Origin of the sequence: Aureibacter tunicatorum (genome assembly GCF_036492635.1) — a bacterium.
GTDB lineage: Bacteria > Bacteroidota > Bacteroidia > Cytophagales > Cyclobacteriaceae > Aureibacter > Aureibacter tunicatorum.
Genome location: NZ_AP025305.1, coordinates 1,269,272 through 1,288,489 on the forward strand (window position 1 = coordinate 1,269,272; position 19,218 = coordinate 1,288,489).

The 19,218-nt window shown below is 37.9% G+C and carries 15 protein-coding genes; 14 read left to right on the plus strand and 1 reads right to left on the minus strand.

Features of this window, described 5'->3' with window-relative positions:
- Positions 1-47 precede the first annotated feature (47 nt).
- The 13 genes from AABK36_RS05485 to AABK36_RS05545 all read left to right on the plus strand — a co-directional run bounded on the left by AABK36_RS05485 (position 48) and on the right by AABK36_RS05545 (position 17,591).
- Entirely contained in the window at positions 48-1,073 is a 1,026-nt protein-coding gene (locus AABK36_RS05485; RefSeq protein ID WP_309941974.1) for a DHH family phosphoesterase, read from the plus strand.
- A 37-nt stretch (positions 1,074-1,110) separates the two neighbouring features.
- Positions 1,111-2,073, plus strand: coding sequence for an FKBP-type peptidyl-prolyl cis-trans isomerase (locus AABK36_RS05490; protein ID WP_309941975.1), 963 nt, complete (start codon positions 1,111-1,113; stop codon positions 2,071-2,073).
- 115 nt (positions 2,074-2,188) lie between these two features.
- Positions 2,189-3,313: an FKBP-type peptidyl-prolyl cis-trans isomerase gene (locus AABK36_RS05495; protein ID WP_309941976.1), complete on the plus strand. Its 1,125-nt coding sequence runs from the start codon at positions 2,189-2,191 to the stop codon at positions 3,311-3,313.
- Positions 3,314-3,398: 85 nt separating this feature from the next.
- A complete protein-coding gene (locus AABK36_RS05500) occupies positions 3,399-4,550 on the plus strand; it encodes a THUMP domain-containing class I SAM-dependent RNA methyltransferase (RefSeq protein WP_309941978.1) in 1,152 nt (383 codons plus the stop codon).
- 191 nt (positions 4,551-4,741) lie between these two features.
- Entirely contained in the window at positions 4,742-6,736 is a 1,995-nt protein-coding gene (locus tag AABK36_RS05505) for a BatA domain-containing protein (protein WP_309941980.1), read from the plus strand.
- Positions 6,737-6,752: 16 nt separating this feature from the next.
- Positions 6,753-8,012, plus strand: a complete 1,260-nt coding sequence (locus AABK36_RS05510) for a dihydroorotase (RefSeq protein WP_309941982.1) — start codon at positions 6,753-6,755, stop codon at positions 8,010-8,012.
- Positions 8,013-8,084: 72 nt separating this feature from the next.
- Positions 8,085-8,609, plus strand: coding sequence for a DUF4199 domain-containing protein (locus tag AABK36_RS05515; protein WP_309941983.1), 525 nt, complete (start codon positions 8,085-8,087; stop codon positions 8,607-8,609).
- 64 nt (positions 8,610-8,673) lie between these two features.
- Positions 8,674-9,210 (plus strand): DUF4199 domain-containing protein, encoded by a 537-nt coding sequence (locus AABK36_RS05520; protein WP_309941987.1) that lies wholly within the window; start codon positions 8,674-8,676, stop codon positions 9,208-9,210.
- A gap of 153 nt (positions 9,211-9,363) precedes the next feature.
- Entirely contained in the window at positions 9,364-10,332 is a 969-nt protein-coding gene (locus tag AABK36_RS05525) for a glycosyltransferase family 2 protein (RefSeq protein WP_309941989.1), read from the plus strand.
- The gene (locus AABK36_RS05530; protein WP_309941992.1) at positions 10,325-11,287 is read left to right on the plus strand and encodes a glycosyltransferase family 2 protein; all 963 of its coding nucleotides are present in this window, start codon (positions 10,325-10,327) and stop codon (positions 11,285-11,287) included. The genes AABK36_RS05525 and AABK36_RS05530 overlap by 8 nt, the downstream gene beginning before the upstream one ends.
- The gene (locus AABK36_RS05535; RefSeq protein WP_309941995.1) at positions 11,284-11,649 is read left to right on the plus strand and encodes a hypothetical protein; all 366 of its coding nucleotides are present in this window, start codon (positions 11,284-11,286) and stop codon (positions 11,647-11,649) included. The genes AABK36_RS05530 and AABK36_RS05535 overlap by 4 nt, the downstream gene beginning before the upstream one ends.
- Positions 11,650-11,877: 228 nt before the next feature.
- A complete protein-coding gene (locus AABK36_RS05540) occupies positions 11,878-16,227 on the plus strand; it encodes a CusA/CzcA family heavy metal efflux RND transporter (protein WP_309941996.1) in 4,350 nt (1,449 codons plus the stop codon).
- 47 nt (positions 16,228-16,274) lie between these two features.
- Positions 16,275-17,591, plus strand: coding sequence for an efflux RND transporter periplasmic adaptor subunit (locus AABK36_RS05545; protein WP_309941997.1), 1,317 nt, complete (start codon positions 16,275-16,277; stop codon positions 17,589-17,591).
- Positions 17,592-17,635: 44 nt separating this feature from the next.
- Here AABK36_RS05545 and AABK36_RS05550 read toward each other — a convergent pair whose 3' ends face one another.
- A complete protein-coding gene (locus AABK36_RS05550) occupies positions 17,636-18,601 on the minus strand; it encodes an energy transducer TonB (RefSeq protein ID WP_309941998.1) in 966 nt (321 codons plus the stop codon).
- Positions 18,602-18,792: 191 nt separating this feature from the next.
- Between AABK36_RS05550 and AABK36_RS05555 the strand changes: the two genes are divergently transcribed.
- The gene (locus AABK36_RS05555) at positions 18,793-19,200 is read left to right on the plus strand and encodes a DoxX family protein (RefSeq protein ID WP_309942000.1); all 408 of its coding nucleotides are present in this window, start codon (positions 18,793-18,795) and stop codon (positions 19,198-19,200) included.
- Positions 19,201-19,218: the final 18 nt, after the last annotated feature.

Consider the following 19,218-nt stretch of genomic DNA (forward strand, 5'->3'; position numbering starts at 1 on the left):
AATTTTTTTTGAGATTAGCACTTTAATTATAGTTATAATGGCTTAGTATGTTAAATTTGGAGGCTTTTGGTCAGCTTATTTCCAATCCACAAAAGGTGGTGATTATTCCTCACATGAAGCCTGATGCGGATGCTTTGGGTTCTTGCCTTGGATGGCAAGGAGTATTGGATAAGCTTGGACACAAAACAAGCGTGGTTTCTCCTACGGACTTTCCGGGGTTTTTGAAGTGGATGAAAGGCGTTGAAGATGTTCTGATATTTGATCAGGATGATTCCAGCAGGGCAAAAGCTGAAAAGCTGATTTCTGAGGCTGAGATCGTTTTTTGCGTGGATTTCTCTTGCTTGAATAGAATCAATGAATTGGGAGAAATTGTCAGAGGGTCAAGCGCTGTTAAAGTTGTTGTTGATCACCATTTGGAGCCTGAGTGCTTTTCGGAACATATGATTTGGGACGCAAAGGCTGCGGCTACTGCTGAGATCACATTTGATACGTTGGTGGCTTTAGGCTATAAGGACTTGATTGATGTGGACATAGCTAACGATTTGTACGCAGGCATTATGACAGACACAGGGTGTTTTAAGCACTCGAATACGAGCAAGAATGTTCATGAAGTTGTCGCCCAATTAATTGATTTGGGAGCTGAAAATTCTAAAGTAGGCAGCTTGATTTATGATACTAATTCACTTGATAAACTTAGATTTTTAGGATACGCGTTAAGCGAAAAGCTGGTTGTTCACCCGGAAATGAATACTGCTTATTTTAAGATTGATAAAAGCGACCTGCAAAAATTTAAATCTAAAACAGGCGATACGGAGGGATTGGTGAATTATGCTTTGTCTCTCGAAGGCATTGTATTCGCGGCGATGATTATTGAGAGAGAGGATGGTGTTAAGCTTTCATTGAGGTCTAAGGGCAGCTTTGCGGTAAATGAGTTCGCCAGAGATCATTTCAATGGAGGAGGCCACAAAAATGCTTCAGGAGGTCGATCGGATTACAATTTTGAGAAAACGGTGAGTTATTTTGAAGAGTTGTTGCCTAAGTATAAGGATAAGCTCTCAAAAGTTGATATTTAAATAGTCAAAATAGAATAATAATTAATATTAAAGAATAATGAAACTTAAGAACATTTTTGCTTGGTCAGTTGTAGGTGTTAGCGCCTTGTTTTTTCAGTCATGCTCAGCCAAATTCGAGAAAAACGAGGAAGGTTTGGAGTATAAGTATTTCAAAAAAGGGAATGGAACTCAGCCGAAACAAGGCGAGTTTGTTGTATACGATTTAGTGTTGACAAATACTTCCAATAAAGATACTGTCTTAATCAATACTGGAGAAGAGGGTGTGCCTCAAGTGTATAGATATGATACGCTTTCATTTAAAGATAATATTTTGGGTAGCGGTTTTGCTATGCTTAAGAAAGGTGACAGCGTTGAGTTTAGACTTCCAGTGGATAGCTTGCAATCCAATGGTATGGTGCCGACGACTTGGAATACCAAGAGCGGAGACATGTTGAATTTCGACATCGGTGTGAAGCAAGTTTTGACGCTTGATGAATTCCAAGAGTGGAGAATCGAGCAGATGAAGAAAATTCAAGAGTTGAATGAAGAAAAAGAAAAAGAGCAGTTGACTAAGGACGAGGCAACGATCGACGCTTATTTGAAAAAGAACAATATCAATTACAAGACGACTGAGTCTGGTCTAAGGTATGTGATTGAGAATGAAAACCCATCAGGTGAAAAAGCGGAAGCTGGAGACGAGGTTTCTGTAAATTATGTTGGAAAGCTTATGAACGGGACTGTATTTGATACAAACAACCCGGAAGTAGCGAAAGAAGCTGGTATTTTCACTGAAGGAAGACCTTATGAGCCACTGAATTTTTATTTAGGCAGAGGCCAGGTGATTAAAGGATGGGATGAAGGCATAGGCTTGTTGAGAACAGGTGAAAAAGCTGTTTTGTATATTCCTTCGCCTTTGGCATATGGAAGCCGCCCTGCCGGAGATAAAATTCCAGCGAATTCTATATTGATCTTTGATGTGGAATTGGTAAAGGTTACTAAAAAAGATAAAGAGAATAAGTAAAAATTATATTGAAATTTAAAAAAAACAGATCACCTTTTTAGGTTGATCTGTTTTTTTTATACTTTAGGGTCAATATCACCGTTTTTATGATGATTTGATTTACAAACTTAACCTTATGAATATATTGAAAAAGTTTACTGTTAAGAATTTATTGATTGGATTTTCGCTTTCAGCATTGATGTTTACAGCGTGTAATTCTGAAGTTACGGATGAAGGTTCTTCTGGTGGAGGTAACAACAGTAGCGAGGAGATTAACAAGGTTAAAAGCTATATTGATCAAAATAGCTTGGGAAGCGATATAACTCAGTTGACTACAGGCTTGTATGTAAGAAAAGACAGACAAGGCAGCGAAGATGGAGAAGTTAGCTCTTCGGATACTGTAGGGATATATTTTCAAGTGAAGAACTTGACAGGGGAAATTATTTATGAGCATTTGGCTGAAGATGGCGAACCTATGCCATTTGTGCGAAAAAATAGGGATGCTGGCGGGAATATTTTTCCAGGCTTAATCAACTTGTATTCTGATCAATTGTATCTTGGAGATTCATTGCAGTTTATAGGAATTTCCGATTTCTTTTATAGAAATTTTAATTTGTCGTCTTTTGATGGCTTTGGCAATATCGAAGCTTTTACTCCAAAAATTATTAATATAAAAATTGATAGTAAAGTGGGGAAAGATGATATCGTGGAGACTGATCAAAAATTCATAGAGGAATATTTGAGTAGTCGACAAGAATTTCAAGGCAAAGAAGTTGTGGATTTGATGGGCGGGATAAAACTGATATTCATGGATCCTGATAATCCTGATGGACTTTATCCGAAAGATGGAGAGAAAATGGCTTTGGAGTATACAGGCTACCTTCCGATGAATGATGATTACGTATTTGAATCGACTTTGGATAGTTTGGATACGAATGGCGGTAGATTGCTGGATTCAGATGGCAATCCATTGAAATCTTATAAGCATCATGTGAAGAAGTTTAATCTTGAGAACTTGATAGTTGGATGGATGGAAGCACTGCCTTTGATGAAGACTGGAAGAAAAGCTGTGATACTTATACCTTCTCAGTATGCTTATGGAGCTGATGAAAGCAGAGGATTTAGGGCATTCCCTGAAAGTTACCGTAGAAAATTAATGGGAGCAAATCATATGAATCCGAATAATGCGATTCCTCCATTTTCAGTATTGGCTTTTGAAGTGAAAATTTTAGCTCTTGGAAAAGATGCTATGAAGTTATAATATTTAGACTTTTGAAAAAAATTAAAAAGGATTCTGTACATTTGCTGTATGGAATCCTTTTCTATGTAATAATAATTTGTTTACAATGTATAAAAACACAATCAACATAGTTTGTCAGCCAAAAGTGGGTGATGTTCTTATCGATGAACTTAAGGAATTGGGATATGAGGGAGAGCTTGTCAGCCCTTTAAACGCAAGGGTGAAAGGCGATTTCAATGATGCCATGATTTTGAATATGTTCTTAAGAACAGCCAACAAAGTGTTGTTGTTGATTGAGGAGTTTGAGGTTAGCAATGCTGAAGAGTTGTATGAAAAAGCCAAGGGAATTGCATGGGATCAAATCTTCAAGTCAAGAGGTTATTTTAGCATTGATTCTTTCGTGAAAAATGACTCTATCGTTGACACTAGATTTCCAAATCTAAAGTTAAAGGATGCCATTGTTGATTCATTTCAAGAGAAATACGGACATAGGCCTGATGCAGGATCTAAAAAAGATGCTACTAACTTTTTTATGTATTGGGTTGGAGATAAATGTTCTATCTATTTGGATACAAGCGGCGCGACAATAGCGAAGCATGGTTATCGCAAGGAATCGTTTAAAGCTCCTGTATTGGAAAGCTTGGCTTCCGCATTGATCTTATCATCCCAATGGGATAAAGAATCTAATTTCATCAATCCGATGTGCGGTAGTGGAACGTTGTCTATAGAGGCTGCTTTGATCGCATTGAACAAAGCTCCGGGGTTATATAGACAAAATTTCGGTTTTATGCATGTTTTGCAGTACAATGAAGCGGATTGGAGAAAAATCAGCCGAATGGCAAGACGCAAGGTTGTGAAAGAGGATTTGAAATTTAAGATCATAGCCACTGACCATGATCCGGAAGCGCTTAAGGCGGCAAGACTTAATGCGAAATACGCGGAAGTGGATCACTTAATAGAGTTTTCTTTATGCGATTTTGAAGAGACGTTTATTCCTTTTAAAAACCAAGGGGTGGTATTCTTGAATCCTGAATATGGCGAGAGATTAGGAGAGGAACCAGAGTTGGAAGAAACTTACGCTAGAATAGGAGACTTCTTAAAGCAGGATTGCCAAGGCTACTGTGGCTATATATTTACAGGTAATCTTGACTTGGCTAAAAAGATTGGGTTGAGAACAACAAGAAGAATTCCTTTCAATAATGGGCAAATTGAATGTCGATTATTGGAGTATGAATTATATGAAGGAAGTAAAAAGTAATGTTTAAAGAGTTGATTATTCAACTCTTTTTCTTTTTTTATTGCTTTGGTTTTATTTTTTTAGATGAAATATCATTATTGAAATGATATTTGCCTAAGCTAAATTACTTGTTTTGAAAAATATTGCCAATGCTACCAGAGTGGCGATGGTAATGGAGGAAGCCGATTTTACTAATTAAATCTGACGTTTGCATGAACTTTTTATATCCGCAGTTTCTTTGGGCATTGACAGCATTGGCAATACCAGTGATGATACACCTGTTTAATTTGAGAAAAGTTAAAAAGGTGCATTTTACCAATAATGCCTTTTTGCACCAAGTTCAATCTCAAAATAAATCCAAGCAAAGGATTAAGCATCTGTTGATATTGTGTTCGAGAATGCTTGCGCTGGCTTTTTTGGTGATCGCTTTCGCCAGACCGTTTATTCCCGCGTCTGAAGACGCTGTAGCCTCTGACAAGGTGAATATTTACTTGGACAATTCTTTAAGCATGTCTAATAAAATGTCCAATGACAATAGCGCTTTCGACGAAGCTATAAGCTATGTGAATACTTTGTCAGAGGTTTATCCAGAAGGAACTAAATTCAGGTTGTTGACCAATGATTTCTCCCCGATTTCCAATAGGTATCTTTCCAAAAAGCAATTAGGAGAATACCTGACGGAATTGAAAATGACAGGAGTGTCAAGGCCTTGGACTTCTATTACGAGTCGGTTGAAACAAGGCAACGAGGCTGGACAAACCTTTTGGCTTTCCGATTTTCAAAAATCAACGATGGGTGATTTGGATTTGAACGTCTTAGATTCGTCTATTGTGACTACGATTGTGCCTTTGGATTATGACTCGCCATCGAATATACTCATTGATACGGTTTATTTGGGCAGTCCAAGCTTATCTGATTTTGAACAAAATCATTTGCATGTCAAGTTTGTGAACAGAGGAAGCATATCGAGGAATGATGTTCCGGTAAGACTATTGATAAATGATTTTCAAACGGCCAACACGACTGTGGATCTTAGTCCGGGTGAAGAGAAAGAGGTGGTTTTTGATTTGGGAAATAAGATGGGAAGAGTCAATAAGGGCTTGTTGGAAATTCAGGATTTTCCTGTCAGTTATGACAATGATTATTACTTCACTTTGAAAAAAGCGCCGAAGTTGAATATTGCGGATTTGGCGGGGAATCAAATGACTAAAGATATAGGACATGTTTTTTCCAATGATCAACTTTTTGATTATAAAAGGCATAATGCCTCCAATCTTGATTATTCTTTGTTTAATAGATCTGACTTTGTCGTATTGAACGGTCTGGATGATGTTGATGAGGCATTATCGGCAGGACTTCAAGATTATATGTCAAAAGGGGGCGTTGCTTTGCTTTTGCCAACTTCAAACGCAGGCAAATCAGGCTATAAATTGCTTGGCAGAAGTCTTGAGTTGAAAGATAAGGAAGCATCTAGACATGAAGTTTCTAAATTGGATTTGGAAGATCCTTTTTTCGACCAGATTTTCGATGGAGACCAAAATAAGTACCAGATGTTCGAAGCTTCCATGGCGTTCAAGTCGCCTAAGGCAAGGGATGTGAAAATGAGATATGAGAACGGACAGCCATTTCTTTTTGAAGAAGCAGGACAAAAGAACCTTTGGGTATTGAACTCTCAAGTCGATGATGAAGGAGCGTTTAATAATCATGCCTTGTTTGTCCCGATGATGTATAAATTGGCCAATTCATCCAGAGGAGGCGTTATTTCCAGATTGGCGTATTACCTTAACGAACCAATGGTTGGAATGCATCTGGATTCTATTAGCAAACAAGATGTTGTGGCTTTGAAAAACGATGGGTTTGAGTTGATACCGGCGCAGCAATTTCAAGGTAATAAGTTGATGATGGAATTGCCCAAGGATAAATTAACCAAGGGCTTTTATGATATTACCCTTGATGGAAGGCCATTGGATGTAATCGCATTGAATCCAGATAAATCAGAATCATATCTAGAGAATTACTCTTTGGAGAATATGCTCGAAATGGCGAGCAGTAGAGCATCAGTGAATGTGATGGAAGCTTTGGACTCGAAAGATTTTGCAAAAACCCTTACCGAAGCATATCAAGGCCGTGAATTATGGGTTTATGCAGTAATTTTTGTGTTGTTTTTTTTATTGGGAGAGGTATTAATCATTAGATTTGTAAAATAATCTAGCCGAAATAAAAATGAGAGTATTAATAAAGTCAGTGGAGATTCGCGACGCCGGATCGAAGTATAACAAACAAGTCAAAAATGTGCTGTTGGACAATGGTGTGATCGTTTCTATCGATGATAATGAAGCGGAAGCCGATCAAGTAATAGACGGACAGGGCATGTTGTTGTCGCAAGGCTGGTTTGACTTGAGGGCTAATTTCAATGACCCTGGTTTGGAATTCAAGGAAGATTTGGAGTCGGGTGCCAATGCGGCGAAAGCCGGAGGTTTCACTGACGTGTTGCTTCTGCCAAATACCGAACCTGTGATTGACTCAAAAAATGAAGTGAATTATGTCACTTCAAGAAACAGGTCACGATTGACTCAGTTGCATGTGGCAGCTGCTGTTACAAAAGGCGCTAAAGGCGAGGATTTTACTGATATTGTGGATTTGCATCATCAAGGAGCATTAGCTTTTACTGATGGGGAAAAACCTCTTTATAATAGCGATATTTTATTGAAGGCATTGCAGTATTTGCAAAAGTTTGATGGAGTATTGATGAATAGGCCATCGGATAAGTACTTGTCCATGTTTGGACAAATGCACGAAGGTCATCAAAGCACAATGTTGGGTATGAAGGGCATCCCTTCTATGGCTGAAGAGCTTATGGTCATCAGGGATTTGAAGTTGTTGGAATATGCTGGAGGAGGCAAGTTGCACTTTAGCAATTTATCCACTAAAGAGTCCGTTGACTTGATTCGAAAAGCTAAGAAAGATGGATTAAACGTAACTTGCGATATAGCTTCTCATCAATTGCTGTTTGACGATTCTCAGTTGGTTGGATTCGACACGAATTATAAAGTTGATCCGCCTTTCAGGTCTACGGAAGATATTGAAGCATTGAAAGTTGGTTTGAAAGACGGTACTATTGACGCGGTTGTCTCAAGCCATACTCCGCACGATCAAGAGTGCAAGCAATTGGAGTTTGATTTGGCTGATTTTGGTGTAATTGGTCTTCAGACTGTGTATTCTTCATTGAAGCAGGCTGGGCTTGATGATGATTTGATTGTTGAGAAATTAGTGGAGGGCCCAAGAAGAGTGTTAGGATTGGAGAACATGACAATTGAAGAAGGAAAAAAGCTAAGCTTGACATTGTTTGATCCTGAAGCGAATTGGACTTTTGACGCGAGTACTAATAAGTCAAAAGCGAACAACTCGCCATTATTTGGCAAAGAGCTAAAGGGGAGAGCTAAGGCTGTTGTCAATAACGGACAAGTAGAGGAATTGTATTAATAATAAGAAATAAATATGGGGAAGGCGCTTTCAAAGCGTCTTTTTTGTTCCATTTGAAATAAAGATAAAAAGATGAATAACTTGTTGGTGAAAATAGGCCTTAAGTATGGTGGTATCGGAGGTTTGATGGCTGTTTTGGCAATGGTGGCTTTCGTGTTTATCGATAATAATCCATTAGGTCCAGAGTTTTATTTTGCCGCTCCTTTGGTTTTTGTTTTTGTGTTTTTTGCAATGCGAGAATTTAAGTTTTTCAAAGATGGATACATGACATTTTCTCAAGGGGTTGCCATTGGCTTTATAACCTATGTTATGATTGGGATAATTTCTGGGATTGCAGTGTTTGCTCTTTTGCAATGGATCGAGCCTGAATTATTGCCCCATTATATTGAGTTGAAGATGAAAGGTTTAATGGAAAACAAAACTGAGATTATCGCTCAATATGGAGAAGGGGTATTCAATGATAATTACGACAAACTTCCGAAAACGACGGCTTGGGAATTAGGCCTTACAGATTTTATTCAAAAACTATTGTCAGGAGTAATAATCACTATGATTTTGACGATGTTGATGAGAAAATCAAAACCAATAGAAGAATAAGTTTTTTCTAAAACAAACTAAGAGGGATAGCAGTGGTTAAATTGCTGAGGAGGCAATTTGTATCATGAAGATTTCTGTAAAAGAAAATATCGTAAAGTTCACTTTCTTAATTGGAACTTTTGATATTTTATGGTTCTTTTTTGTTTTTGTAATCAATAAGGAGTGGTTTGTCAGCACAGGCCACACTATTGGGTTGTACATTGTCAATACACTTTGGATGTATTTCGCGGGTGTGAGTTTGAGAAATAGACAAGGCGGTTTTATAACTTTCAAATGCGCATTCAATTTTTACTTGGCTTTGTTGATTGGCGTAGGAACGATAGTTTTTTTGTTTAAATTATTGATTTTTAAAGTTGTAGACCCAACGCTTGGAGATACGTTGAGTGAGATTGTAACTAGAAAGTTGACAAGCAATTTGCAAGATATTTTAACAGGCGAAGAGTTGGAAAAACTGTTGAAAGCTCATGAAAAGGCTAACCCTTACGGGGTGGAGGGACTATTTGTAAATTACATTTGGAAAATACTTTGGTATTTTGTCGCATCATTTTTATTGGCATTAATTCTCAAAAGAAAAAGAAGGCCATTTGAAGAATTAAAATAAAAAAGTAATATTTTTATGTGACGAGGCTTTATTGAGAAGTTTGTCCATTAATAATATATTTTGACAGTCTGGGCATAGTGATTGGTGTGGTGTTGTAAACTCTAGTCTCGGTTTAATTTTTAAAGTACTTTTTGGCGTAATTTACGGATTTTAATGGCGAATCATTTAGATATTTCTATACTAGTGCCCTCGTATAATGAGGATGAATCTTTACCGGAGCTTTGTTCTTGGATCAAAAAAGTAATGGATGAGAAGAACTTTGCTTATGAAGTTGTGATCGTTGATGACGGAAGCACGGACAGGACTTGGGAAGTTACTCAAGAAATCAATGCGAAGGATAAAAACGTAAAGGGAATCAAGTTCAATAGAAATTATGGCAAGTCCGCGGCCTTGAATGTAGGGTTTAAAGCAGTGAAAGGCGATGTAGTCATTACTATGGATGCTGATCTGCAAGATTCGCCGGACGAGATTCCTGCCTTATATGATAAAATCATGAAAGAAGGCTATGACTTGGTTTCCGGTTGGAAAAAGAAGCGTTATGACCCGATTTCCAAGACTGTTCCTTCCAAGTTTTTTAACGCGGTGACCAGAAAACTTTCAGGCATTGAGCTTAATGACTTTAATTGCGGTCTTAAAGCATATAAAAATGCTGTCGTAAAGAATGTAGCTATACATGGCGAGATGCACCGTTACATTCCTGTGATAGCGAAATGGAGAGGTTTTGATAAGATTGGCGAGCAGGTAGTAGAGCATAGAGCCAGGCAATATGGAGTGTCCAAGTTCGGATTGGAGAGATTTATCAATGGTTTTCTTGATTTATTGTCGATTACTTTCGTGACCAAATTTCGCAAGAAGCCAATGCACTTCTTTGGCTTGTTGGGGACGTTGTCATTTATGTTTGGATTCGTTAGCACTTTATTTCTTATTTGGGAGAAATGGATAAATCTTAAGGATGGAACTCATGTGAGGGAAATTGTAGATCAGCCGTTTTTCTATATCGCATTGGTGATGTTGGTAATTGGTGTTCAATTATTCTTAGGAGGCTTTCTTGCCGAAATGATTACTATGAATGGACATAAGGAGGATGATTATTTGGTGATAGAGGAAGTAGGAAATGATTAAGTTTACGGCAGTAATTCCTGTATACAACAGGCCCGAAGAGATAGACGAGCTTTTAGAAAGCTTGACAAAACAGACCTATACTCACTTTGAAGTAATTGTCGTAGAGGATGGCTCTAGAGAGGGCGAAAAGTGTGAGGAAATCACAAGCTCTTATTCCGATCGTTTGGATGTGAAGTATTTTTATAAGGAAAATACGGGACAGGGATTTAGCCGTAATTATGGATTTGAGAAAGCTTCGGGGGATTATTTTGTGGTGTTTGATTCTGACTGTATTATCCCCGAAAAATATTTTGAAGAAGTAAATTCATTTCTTGAAAATCAATGGCTTGATGCTTTTGGTGGGCCGGATAGAGCTTCTGAAGATTTTAATGATATGCAGAAAGCTATATCTTACTCCATGACTTCCTTGTTTACTACTGGAGGAATCAGAGGAAAGAAAAAGCATGTTGGACAGTTTCAGCCAAGAAGTTTTAACATGGGCATTTCCAAGGAGGTGTTTCAGAAAACGGGCGGATACGCGATGACCAATATGGGGGAAGATATTGAGTATAGCGTTCGGATGATTAATGCAGGGTTTAAGGTCGATTTAATTCCTGAAGCATATGTTTATCATAAGCGACGGGGGAGTTTTAAGCAATTTTTCAAGCAGATATTTTCATTTGGAAGATCAAGAATCATCATGAGATCGTTTTTGCCTGGAGCTTTGAAGCCGGTACATTTTTTCCCATTGTGTTTTGTAATTGCGATGTTGGTGTTTTTGATGTTGCCATTTATCAATTTTGATTTATTTAAAATTGCATGCATCTTTGTAGTGTTTTATTTTGGCGGGATCTTATTGGATTCAAGTATTCAGAATAAAAGCATAAAAGTAGGGGTATTAAGTATAATCGCTTCTGTGGTTCAGCTGACAGCTTATGGTCTTGGCTTTTTAAAAGAATTAATGACTAGCAAATGAGATGGATTGTGTTCATATTGACAGCATATTTATTCGGCTTGGGCTTGATGCCTTGTCAGGATATGCCTATGGACCACGATTTGGCTCACATGCAACAGATCAAAGAAGCTAATCATTGCTCGACTACAGAGCCTCATTCAGATGACAAAACCGGTGATGAAGAACATGAGCATAATATCTGTTCGCCATTTTGTTCTTGTGCCTGCTGTGGCATTACTCTTGAGCGTTTAGAGTTTGCTCATATACCTGATTTTACTGAAGAGCTTATAGTTCTAAAAGCGTATAATTCTACATACAAATCTCCTGAGCTTTTCGATATGGCTCATAATATTTGGAACCCTCCCAAATCTTTCATTTCATAATAATTCAGCATCTTGTTATAATCTAAATATTTCCAAGTTAAGAAAGCTATTGCCTACTTAAGTAGTGACCTATGTTTCTATGGGATAACTAGATTGCTCAATGAATATTTATTCTATTCTCAAGAGTGTAAACCCAAATGAGTCTTTGGTTAAGATGTTTGAATTACTTTAAGAATATTTTTTGAAATGTGGACAATTGATCCGCAGGGTATTCAAATATGAATCATTATGATTGAAACAATAATAAAATTTTCTATAAAAAATAAATTTATCATAGGATTGTTGATGGTGGCTTGGATAGTTGCCGGAATATGGTCTATGAGGGAAGTTCCCATCGATGCAACGCCTGACATTACCAATAATCAGGTGCAGGTAATTACTCTATCTTCTAACCTTGGTACAACAGACATTGAGCAGTTTGTGACTTATCCTGTAGAGTTGGCGATGGGGAACTTGCCGGGTGTCGAAGAGATTCGTTCTATTTCCAGGTTTGGTCTTTCGGTAGTGACGATTGTCTTTGAAGAAGATATGGGAACGTATTTGCCTCGACAACTTGTTTCTGAAAAGTTAGGAGAGGTAAAAGAAGAGATTCCCGAAGGTTTTGGAACTCCTGAGATGGGACCAATTACGACAGGTCTTGGAGAAATATATCAGTATACTTTGGAGGTTGATCCTAAGTATAAGAACAAATACGATGAAACAGAACTAAGAACGATTCAGGATTGGATTGTCAAGCGTCAGATGTCAATGCTCCCCGGCGTGGTGGAAGTGAATACATTCGGAGGCAAAGAAAAGCAATATGAAGTAGCTGTAGATCCATACAAACTGCAAAGTATGGGGATTACGATCACAGAAATAGCTGATGCCTTGATGGCTAATAATGAAAATGTAGGTGGAGCTTACATTGAAAAAGAACGAAAAGCAAATTTCATCCGTGGAGAGGGGTTGATGCTGACTAAGGATGACATCGCCAATACGGTGGTGAAAAATGAAAACGGCAGACCTGTATTGGTCAAAGATGTCGGGACAGTCAAGTTTGGAAGTGGGGTTCGCTATGGTTCTTTTACTGCCAATGGAGACGAAGCCGTCGGCGGAATGGTATTGATGCTCAAAGGTGCCAATTCTGATAAAGTCATCAAAAGAGTAAAAGAAAGGATAGCTGAGATTCAGAAATCTTTGCCGGAAGGTGTGACGATCAAGCCATTTTTGGATAGGTCGCAATTAATAGCGAAAACGACTTCAACGGTAAAGACGAATTTGATCGAAGGTGGCTTGATCGTGATTTTTATCTTGGTGATATTGCTAGGCAACTGGCGGGGAGGATTGGTTGTCGCGACTACTATTCCATTGTCATTGTTATTTGCATTTATCTTGATGAATGTCTTTGGCGTATGGGCTAACCTGATGAGCTTGGGAGCTATAGACTTTGGGATTATAGTCGATGGAGCGGTGATCATTGTGGAGTCAGCTGTATTTTACATGACAGGATTCTTGCATCGAAATAAGGAAATGAATGCTGAAGATAGAGATCGCCTGACGATAGAAGCCTCTTCTAAGATGATGAATGCGGCTTTCTTTGGTCAATTGATTATTCTGATCGTATTCTTGCCAATATTGACGTTGACAGGAATCGAGGGCAAGATGTTTCGGCCAATGGCATTGACTTTTAGTTTTGCAATGATCGGAGCGATGATATTGTGCCTGACTTATGTGCCAATGATCACAGCGCTTTTTGTAAATGTGCAACCAAAGGAAAAGCAGAAAAAAAGCATAGGTGATAAAATCATGGGTTTATTTCATAGAGTCTATGAACCGTCTTTGACTTGGGCTTTGGATCATGGAAAAATAGTCGTTGGAGCTTCTTTAGGGTTGCTTGTCGCTGGTGGTTTTTTCTTTACCAGATTGGGAGGAGAATTTATCCCTAAGATTGATGAAGGGGATATAGCTATGCAAGCTTTGTTGAAGCCCGGAAGTGCATTGTCGGAAACGACCAAGGCTAGTGAAAAGATTGAGGATATTTTATTGAAAGAATTTCCTGATGAAATAAAAAGTGTCATGGCTAGAATTGGTGTTTCTGAGATTCCTACAGATCCTATGCCGATGGATATAGCCGATATGTTTATTATTCTTAACTCTAAAGATGAATGGACAAAAGCCAAGACAAAAAATGAGTTGATTGATCAGATGAAAGTAAAGCTTGGCGTGCTACCGGGAATTAACTTTCAGTTTTCTCAACCGATGGAATTGCGATTCAACGAGTTGATGACTGGGGTTCGTCAAGATTTGGCTATTATGATTTTTGGAGAAGATCTTGGAGTTCTGTCTCACAAGGCTGAAGAAGTCGGAAAGCTTATCGCTGGTGTTCCAGGAGTTGGTGATGTGCAGGTGGAAGCTACAGAAGGTTTGCCTCAGATGACTGTAAAGTACAACAGAATGAAGTTGGCTAGATATGGGTTAAATATTGCGGATATCAATCGAGTGATAAGCGCAGGATATGGAGGAGAGAAAGCCGGTGTTATTTTCGAAGGTGAGAAGAAGTTTGATATGGTAGTCAGATTCAAGGAAAATGCTAAGAAGGATATTGAGTCACTTCGCAATCTTTTTGTCAGCTTGCCAAACGGAAAGCAGATTCCTCTCAAAGAAGTCGCTCAGATAGATTACATTCCAGCTCCTATGCAGATCTCAAGAGATAATACAAAGCGAAAAATTGCTGTTGGAGTAAATGTGCGTGGCAGAGATGTAGAAACATTGGTGGCTGAGATTGAAAGCATATTGGATGAGCAATTGAATTTGCCACCGGGCTATTCGATTAAGTATGGAGGTTCTTTCGAGAATTTGAAAAAAGCGAAAGATCGTTTGTCAATCGTTGTTCCGATAGCTTTAGGTTTGATATTCGTATTGCTTTATTTTGCTTTGAAATCAGCTGTCCAGTCACTTGTGATTTATATTGCTATTCCGCTGGCGGCTATTGGTGGGATTTTTTCACTGCTTGTTCGGGATATGCCTTTTAGTATTTCAGCAGGAGTTGGGTTTATCGTCCTTTTTGGAGTGGCGGTATTGAATGGTTTGGTTTTGATCACTAGCCTCAATGAACTAAAAGAAGCAGGAGTTGAAAATTTGCGTGAGCGAATCAAAAAAGCAACGCACAGCAGACTGCGACCGATTGTCTTGACAGCATCAACGGATATTTTGGGATTTTTGCCTATGGCAATAGCCTCAGGTGCCGGAGCAGAGGTTCAAAAACCTCTGGCTACAGTAGTGATTGGAGGCTTGTTCACAGCGACTTTATTGACACTTTATGTTTTGCCGATATTGTATCAATGGCTTGAAAGTCGCAAAGGAAATCATTCGGGTATAAAAAAGCCTGCAATAGCATGTTTAATGATTCTAGGAGCTTCGCAGTTATTGAACCCTTACGATGTTCAAGCTCAAAATGAACCTCAAGCATATACTTTGGAAGAGGCATTGGAAGTCGCTAAGGAAAATTTTCCAGCGATGAAAAAAGCTTTATTGGTAGTAGAACAAAGCGAGGCGATGAGAAAGACAGCTTTTGACCTTGGACAAACTGATATATTTACTGGAAGAGAAGAGGTGGGTGACGAGCCGGTAACAACTAAAGTTGGTTTTGGTCAGACGATTGATTTTCCGACGAGTTTTACAGCAAAAAGTAGATTGCTAAAAAGTCAGGTAAAGCTTCAGGAAGATGTATTGGAAATGACTGAAAATGATTTGGTGAGAAATGTCAAGACTTCTTATTATAGTGTGCTTTATGCTCAAAGCAGGTTTTATTTGATAAATAAAGTCAATGAGATCTATAAGGACTTTGAAAGAGTTGCTAGGATCAGATTTGAAACTGAAGAGACGACAAAGCTGGAATATATTTCCGCAAGCAATAAATATCAGCAGGTTAAAGTGGCTAAAGTACAGGCTGAAGTAGATGTGAATATTGCAAAACAACAGTTGGCGCTTTGGTTAAATACTACTGATGAAATTGAAGTGACAGGAGAGTTGGAACAGAACTTAGCTTCATTGCCTGAGAATCTCGCATTGACTGAAGTTATTAATAATCCGACGCTTAAAATGTTGGATCAACAAGTGCAAATCAATGATGCGCAACGAAAAGTAGAGTCTAATGAAATGGCCCCTAAGATCAATTTGCAATATGCTTTGCAGGAGACTCCTAACAGTAGCAATGTTTATAGCTATCAAGTTGGTGTGTCGGTGCCTTTGTGGTTCAAGCCTCAGTTGGGAAGAATTCAGTCAGCGAAGATTCAGAAAGATATAAGCCAAAGAGCGTATGAAGAACAGAAAATCAGGTTGGAAAGCCAATTTGTTCAGTTGCTTCAGGAATTTGATAAGGTTGAGAGATCTTTGGAATATTATCAAAGTACAGCATTGAATCTAGCGGAAGAACAGATTGACGCTTCTGCGAAGAGTTATAAAGAAGGTGAAATTGATTATGTCGCTTACATTCAAAATGTGGAAGAAGCGTTGAGAATCAAACAGGATTATTTGTCATTTCTTAATCAAAGCAATCAGCTGATCGCGCAAATCAATTATCAATTAGGGAACAGGTAGGTGCGCAATATTTTGTGTACCAACTGTGCACCAACAAAAGGAAAACAATGAAAACAATAATAGCAACATCATTGGCAATATTAGCGCTAAGTTTCAGTGCCTGCCAATCAAATAATAAAGGAAATTCTTCTGAAGATGATCATGAGCACCATCACGAAGAAGGTGATGCGACAACGGTTACGCTGAATGAAGTGCAGATGAAGTCTGTTGATATGCAGTTGGGTAAAATCGAAGACCGTAATATTTTCAGTACTTTGAAAGTGACTGGAGAGCTCGAATTGCCACCACAAAACAAAGCTTCTGTTTCTCCATATTTGGAAGGAATTGTCGATAGAGTATTTGTAATGGAGGGTGAAAAAGTTCGAAAAGGACAAGTGTTAGCTTATCTATCACAGCCCGAGTATATTCATCTGCAAGATCAGTATTTATCCAAATACAATGAATTGAAATACCTCAAAAAAGAGTATGAGCGCAAGAAGCGACTTTATGAAGAAAAAATTACTTCAGGAAAGGATTTTCAAAGCGTGGAGGCTAATTACAATTCCGCGATGGCAAAAGTGCAGGCATTGAAAGAAAAGCTATTGCTGATGAATTTCTCTCCAGAGCAAGTGAAGAAAGGGAAGATTTCTCAAGTAGCCAAAATTATATCCCCTATTGACGGTTTTATCACGCAGGTAAATACGAATGTTGGGAAGAATGCTTCTCCGCAAACGCCAATGTTTTTGATTGTCAATAATAAAGGCTTATATCTGGATTTGACTGTTTATGAAAATGATCTTAATGATGTGGAAGTCGGTCAGAAATTGAAATTTACAGTTGCAAATCAAAAAGATGTGATGGAGGCTGAGGTTTTCGCGATCAACCAATCATTTGAAAAAGATACCAAGGCTGTAAAAGTTCTTGCGAATATAATAGGCGAGAAGAAAGGAAACCTATTGGCAGGCATGTACGTCAATGCTACGATTGATTTGGGGGAAGAGAAAGTGCCGACTTTGCCGAGTGAGGCTGTGATCACGGAAGGTGATGGATCTTATATTTTTATTGTAAAGGCTGAAAAGCATGAAGTTCACGAAGAAAATGCCGAAAGCCATAGTCATAAGGAACATAATCACGAAGGTCATGACCATTCAAAGGAGCTCGCTCCACAGAATATCATTCATGGGGATCATGATCACAGCCATGAGGCAAATCTAGACCATTCATTGACATTTGAAAAAGTCAAAGTAATCAAAGGAAGAGAAGCAGATGGCTTTATAGAAGTCACCTTGCTTCAAAAATTGCCAAAAAATACTGAAGTAGCCATCAACGGAGCTTATTACCTTATTTCTGAAATGGGCAAATCCGAGACAGCGCATACGCATTAGGATTAAATTATTAGCCAGATTTTAATATCTGGCTAAAACCAATTTTATCGAAGTCTATAAATGACAGGAAATGTTAATTCATGTTTAATTCCTTGCCCTCTTAATTTATAGGGTGTTACGCGATCAATTAAACTTAATACTCTTAATGTTTCCTCATTTAGGTAAGGATTTAAGTTGTTAATGATAATAATATCATTTACGTTTCCTTCTTTTGAAATTATCATTTTAATGTAAACACTGCCTTGTATTGCTCTTCTTCTTGCTTTGCCTGGGTATTTTAAATTATTACTTATAAATTCATATAATCCTTTTATTCCTTTATCACCTATAGAGACTTCTTCTGTAATTTGTTCATAAGAATATTTATTTCTCTGATCATCAAAGCTTACTCCTCTGACAAGTTCACCATTTTCATACTTCTCTTCATAGCTCAATAATTTGCTGTCAATATCATAGCCCTTCCACTTGCCATGCTTGCGCATATCTTTTACCATTCCAGAGTCGATGAGCACATTATTTTCATAATTCAGCATTGTGCCATTTCCTTCAGAGATTAATTGCTTGCCGAGACTGTCATAAAATGAGACAACCTTTTGATTGTATTGGGTTCTGGATAAGGAATCATCATAAAGCACTTCTTTTTGCAGTTGCTTGTTGGAGTACCAATGACTTTCTATTCCTTCTTTTATATCTTCTTTATAAAGTACTTTCGTTTTTTGATTCCCATTTTTATGGTATGTGATAAAGTACCCATCTTGATACTCGTAAGTGTCAAACTTTCCTTTTTTCTCTTCAAATCTGTGCAATTTACGGCCTTGCTGGTAAAGCTCGCCGCTCATATGATAGATTTTGAATGTAGTATAATCATTCACCTTATCAGATTCAATTCGATAATATTTTGCTTCTGTTGAATCGGTAGTGTTAAGATGTTCATCGAGCAGTGTTCTTTTTTGGGCTAATAGAGATTCGCTTGTCCAAAGAGCAAATATGAGGAATAATATTTTTTTCATGTAAGTAGGTTGTGGGTCTGTTGAATTTAAATATTTATGAATTTTAATCTTTTAATTTGAATTTATGGCTTATTATTTATTTTTTAAGCAAATTAATTACTTTTTTAACTGAAAAAATTAAAATTATTGAGAGGGGCTAGTTTAACATTCCATGTTTTGAGGTGTTGAGGAATTATTCAAATCGACGAAATATGGAAATGAAAAGGAATGTTGACTTAGGTTTATTGATATTAAGAGTATCCTTGAGTTTTATTTTAATGTTTCATGGAGTTGCAAAACTACGAGATGGAGTGAGTTTTATCACTAATTTGTTGAGCGAAAAGGGCTTGCCCGAGTTTATAGCCTATGGATCGTATTTTGGGGAATTGATAGCTCCATTCTTGGTGTTATTGGGATATCGCACAAAGCTATTTGCAGGCTTTATAGCTGGAAATATGTTTGTTGTTATTTATTTGGCGCATATGAATGAACTTTTTACGCTTAATCAATACGGCGGGTGGGCTGTGGAGCTTCCGGCTTTGTTTTTTTTCGGAGCCTTATCGTTGATGTTTACTGGTGGAGGGAAGTTCGCAGTGTCTTCAAAATCAATATTAGATTAGTGAATTCTAATTTATTTT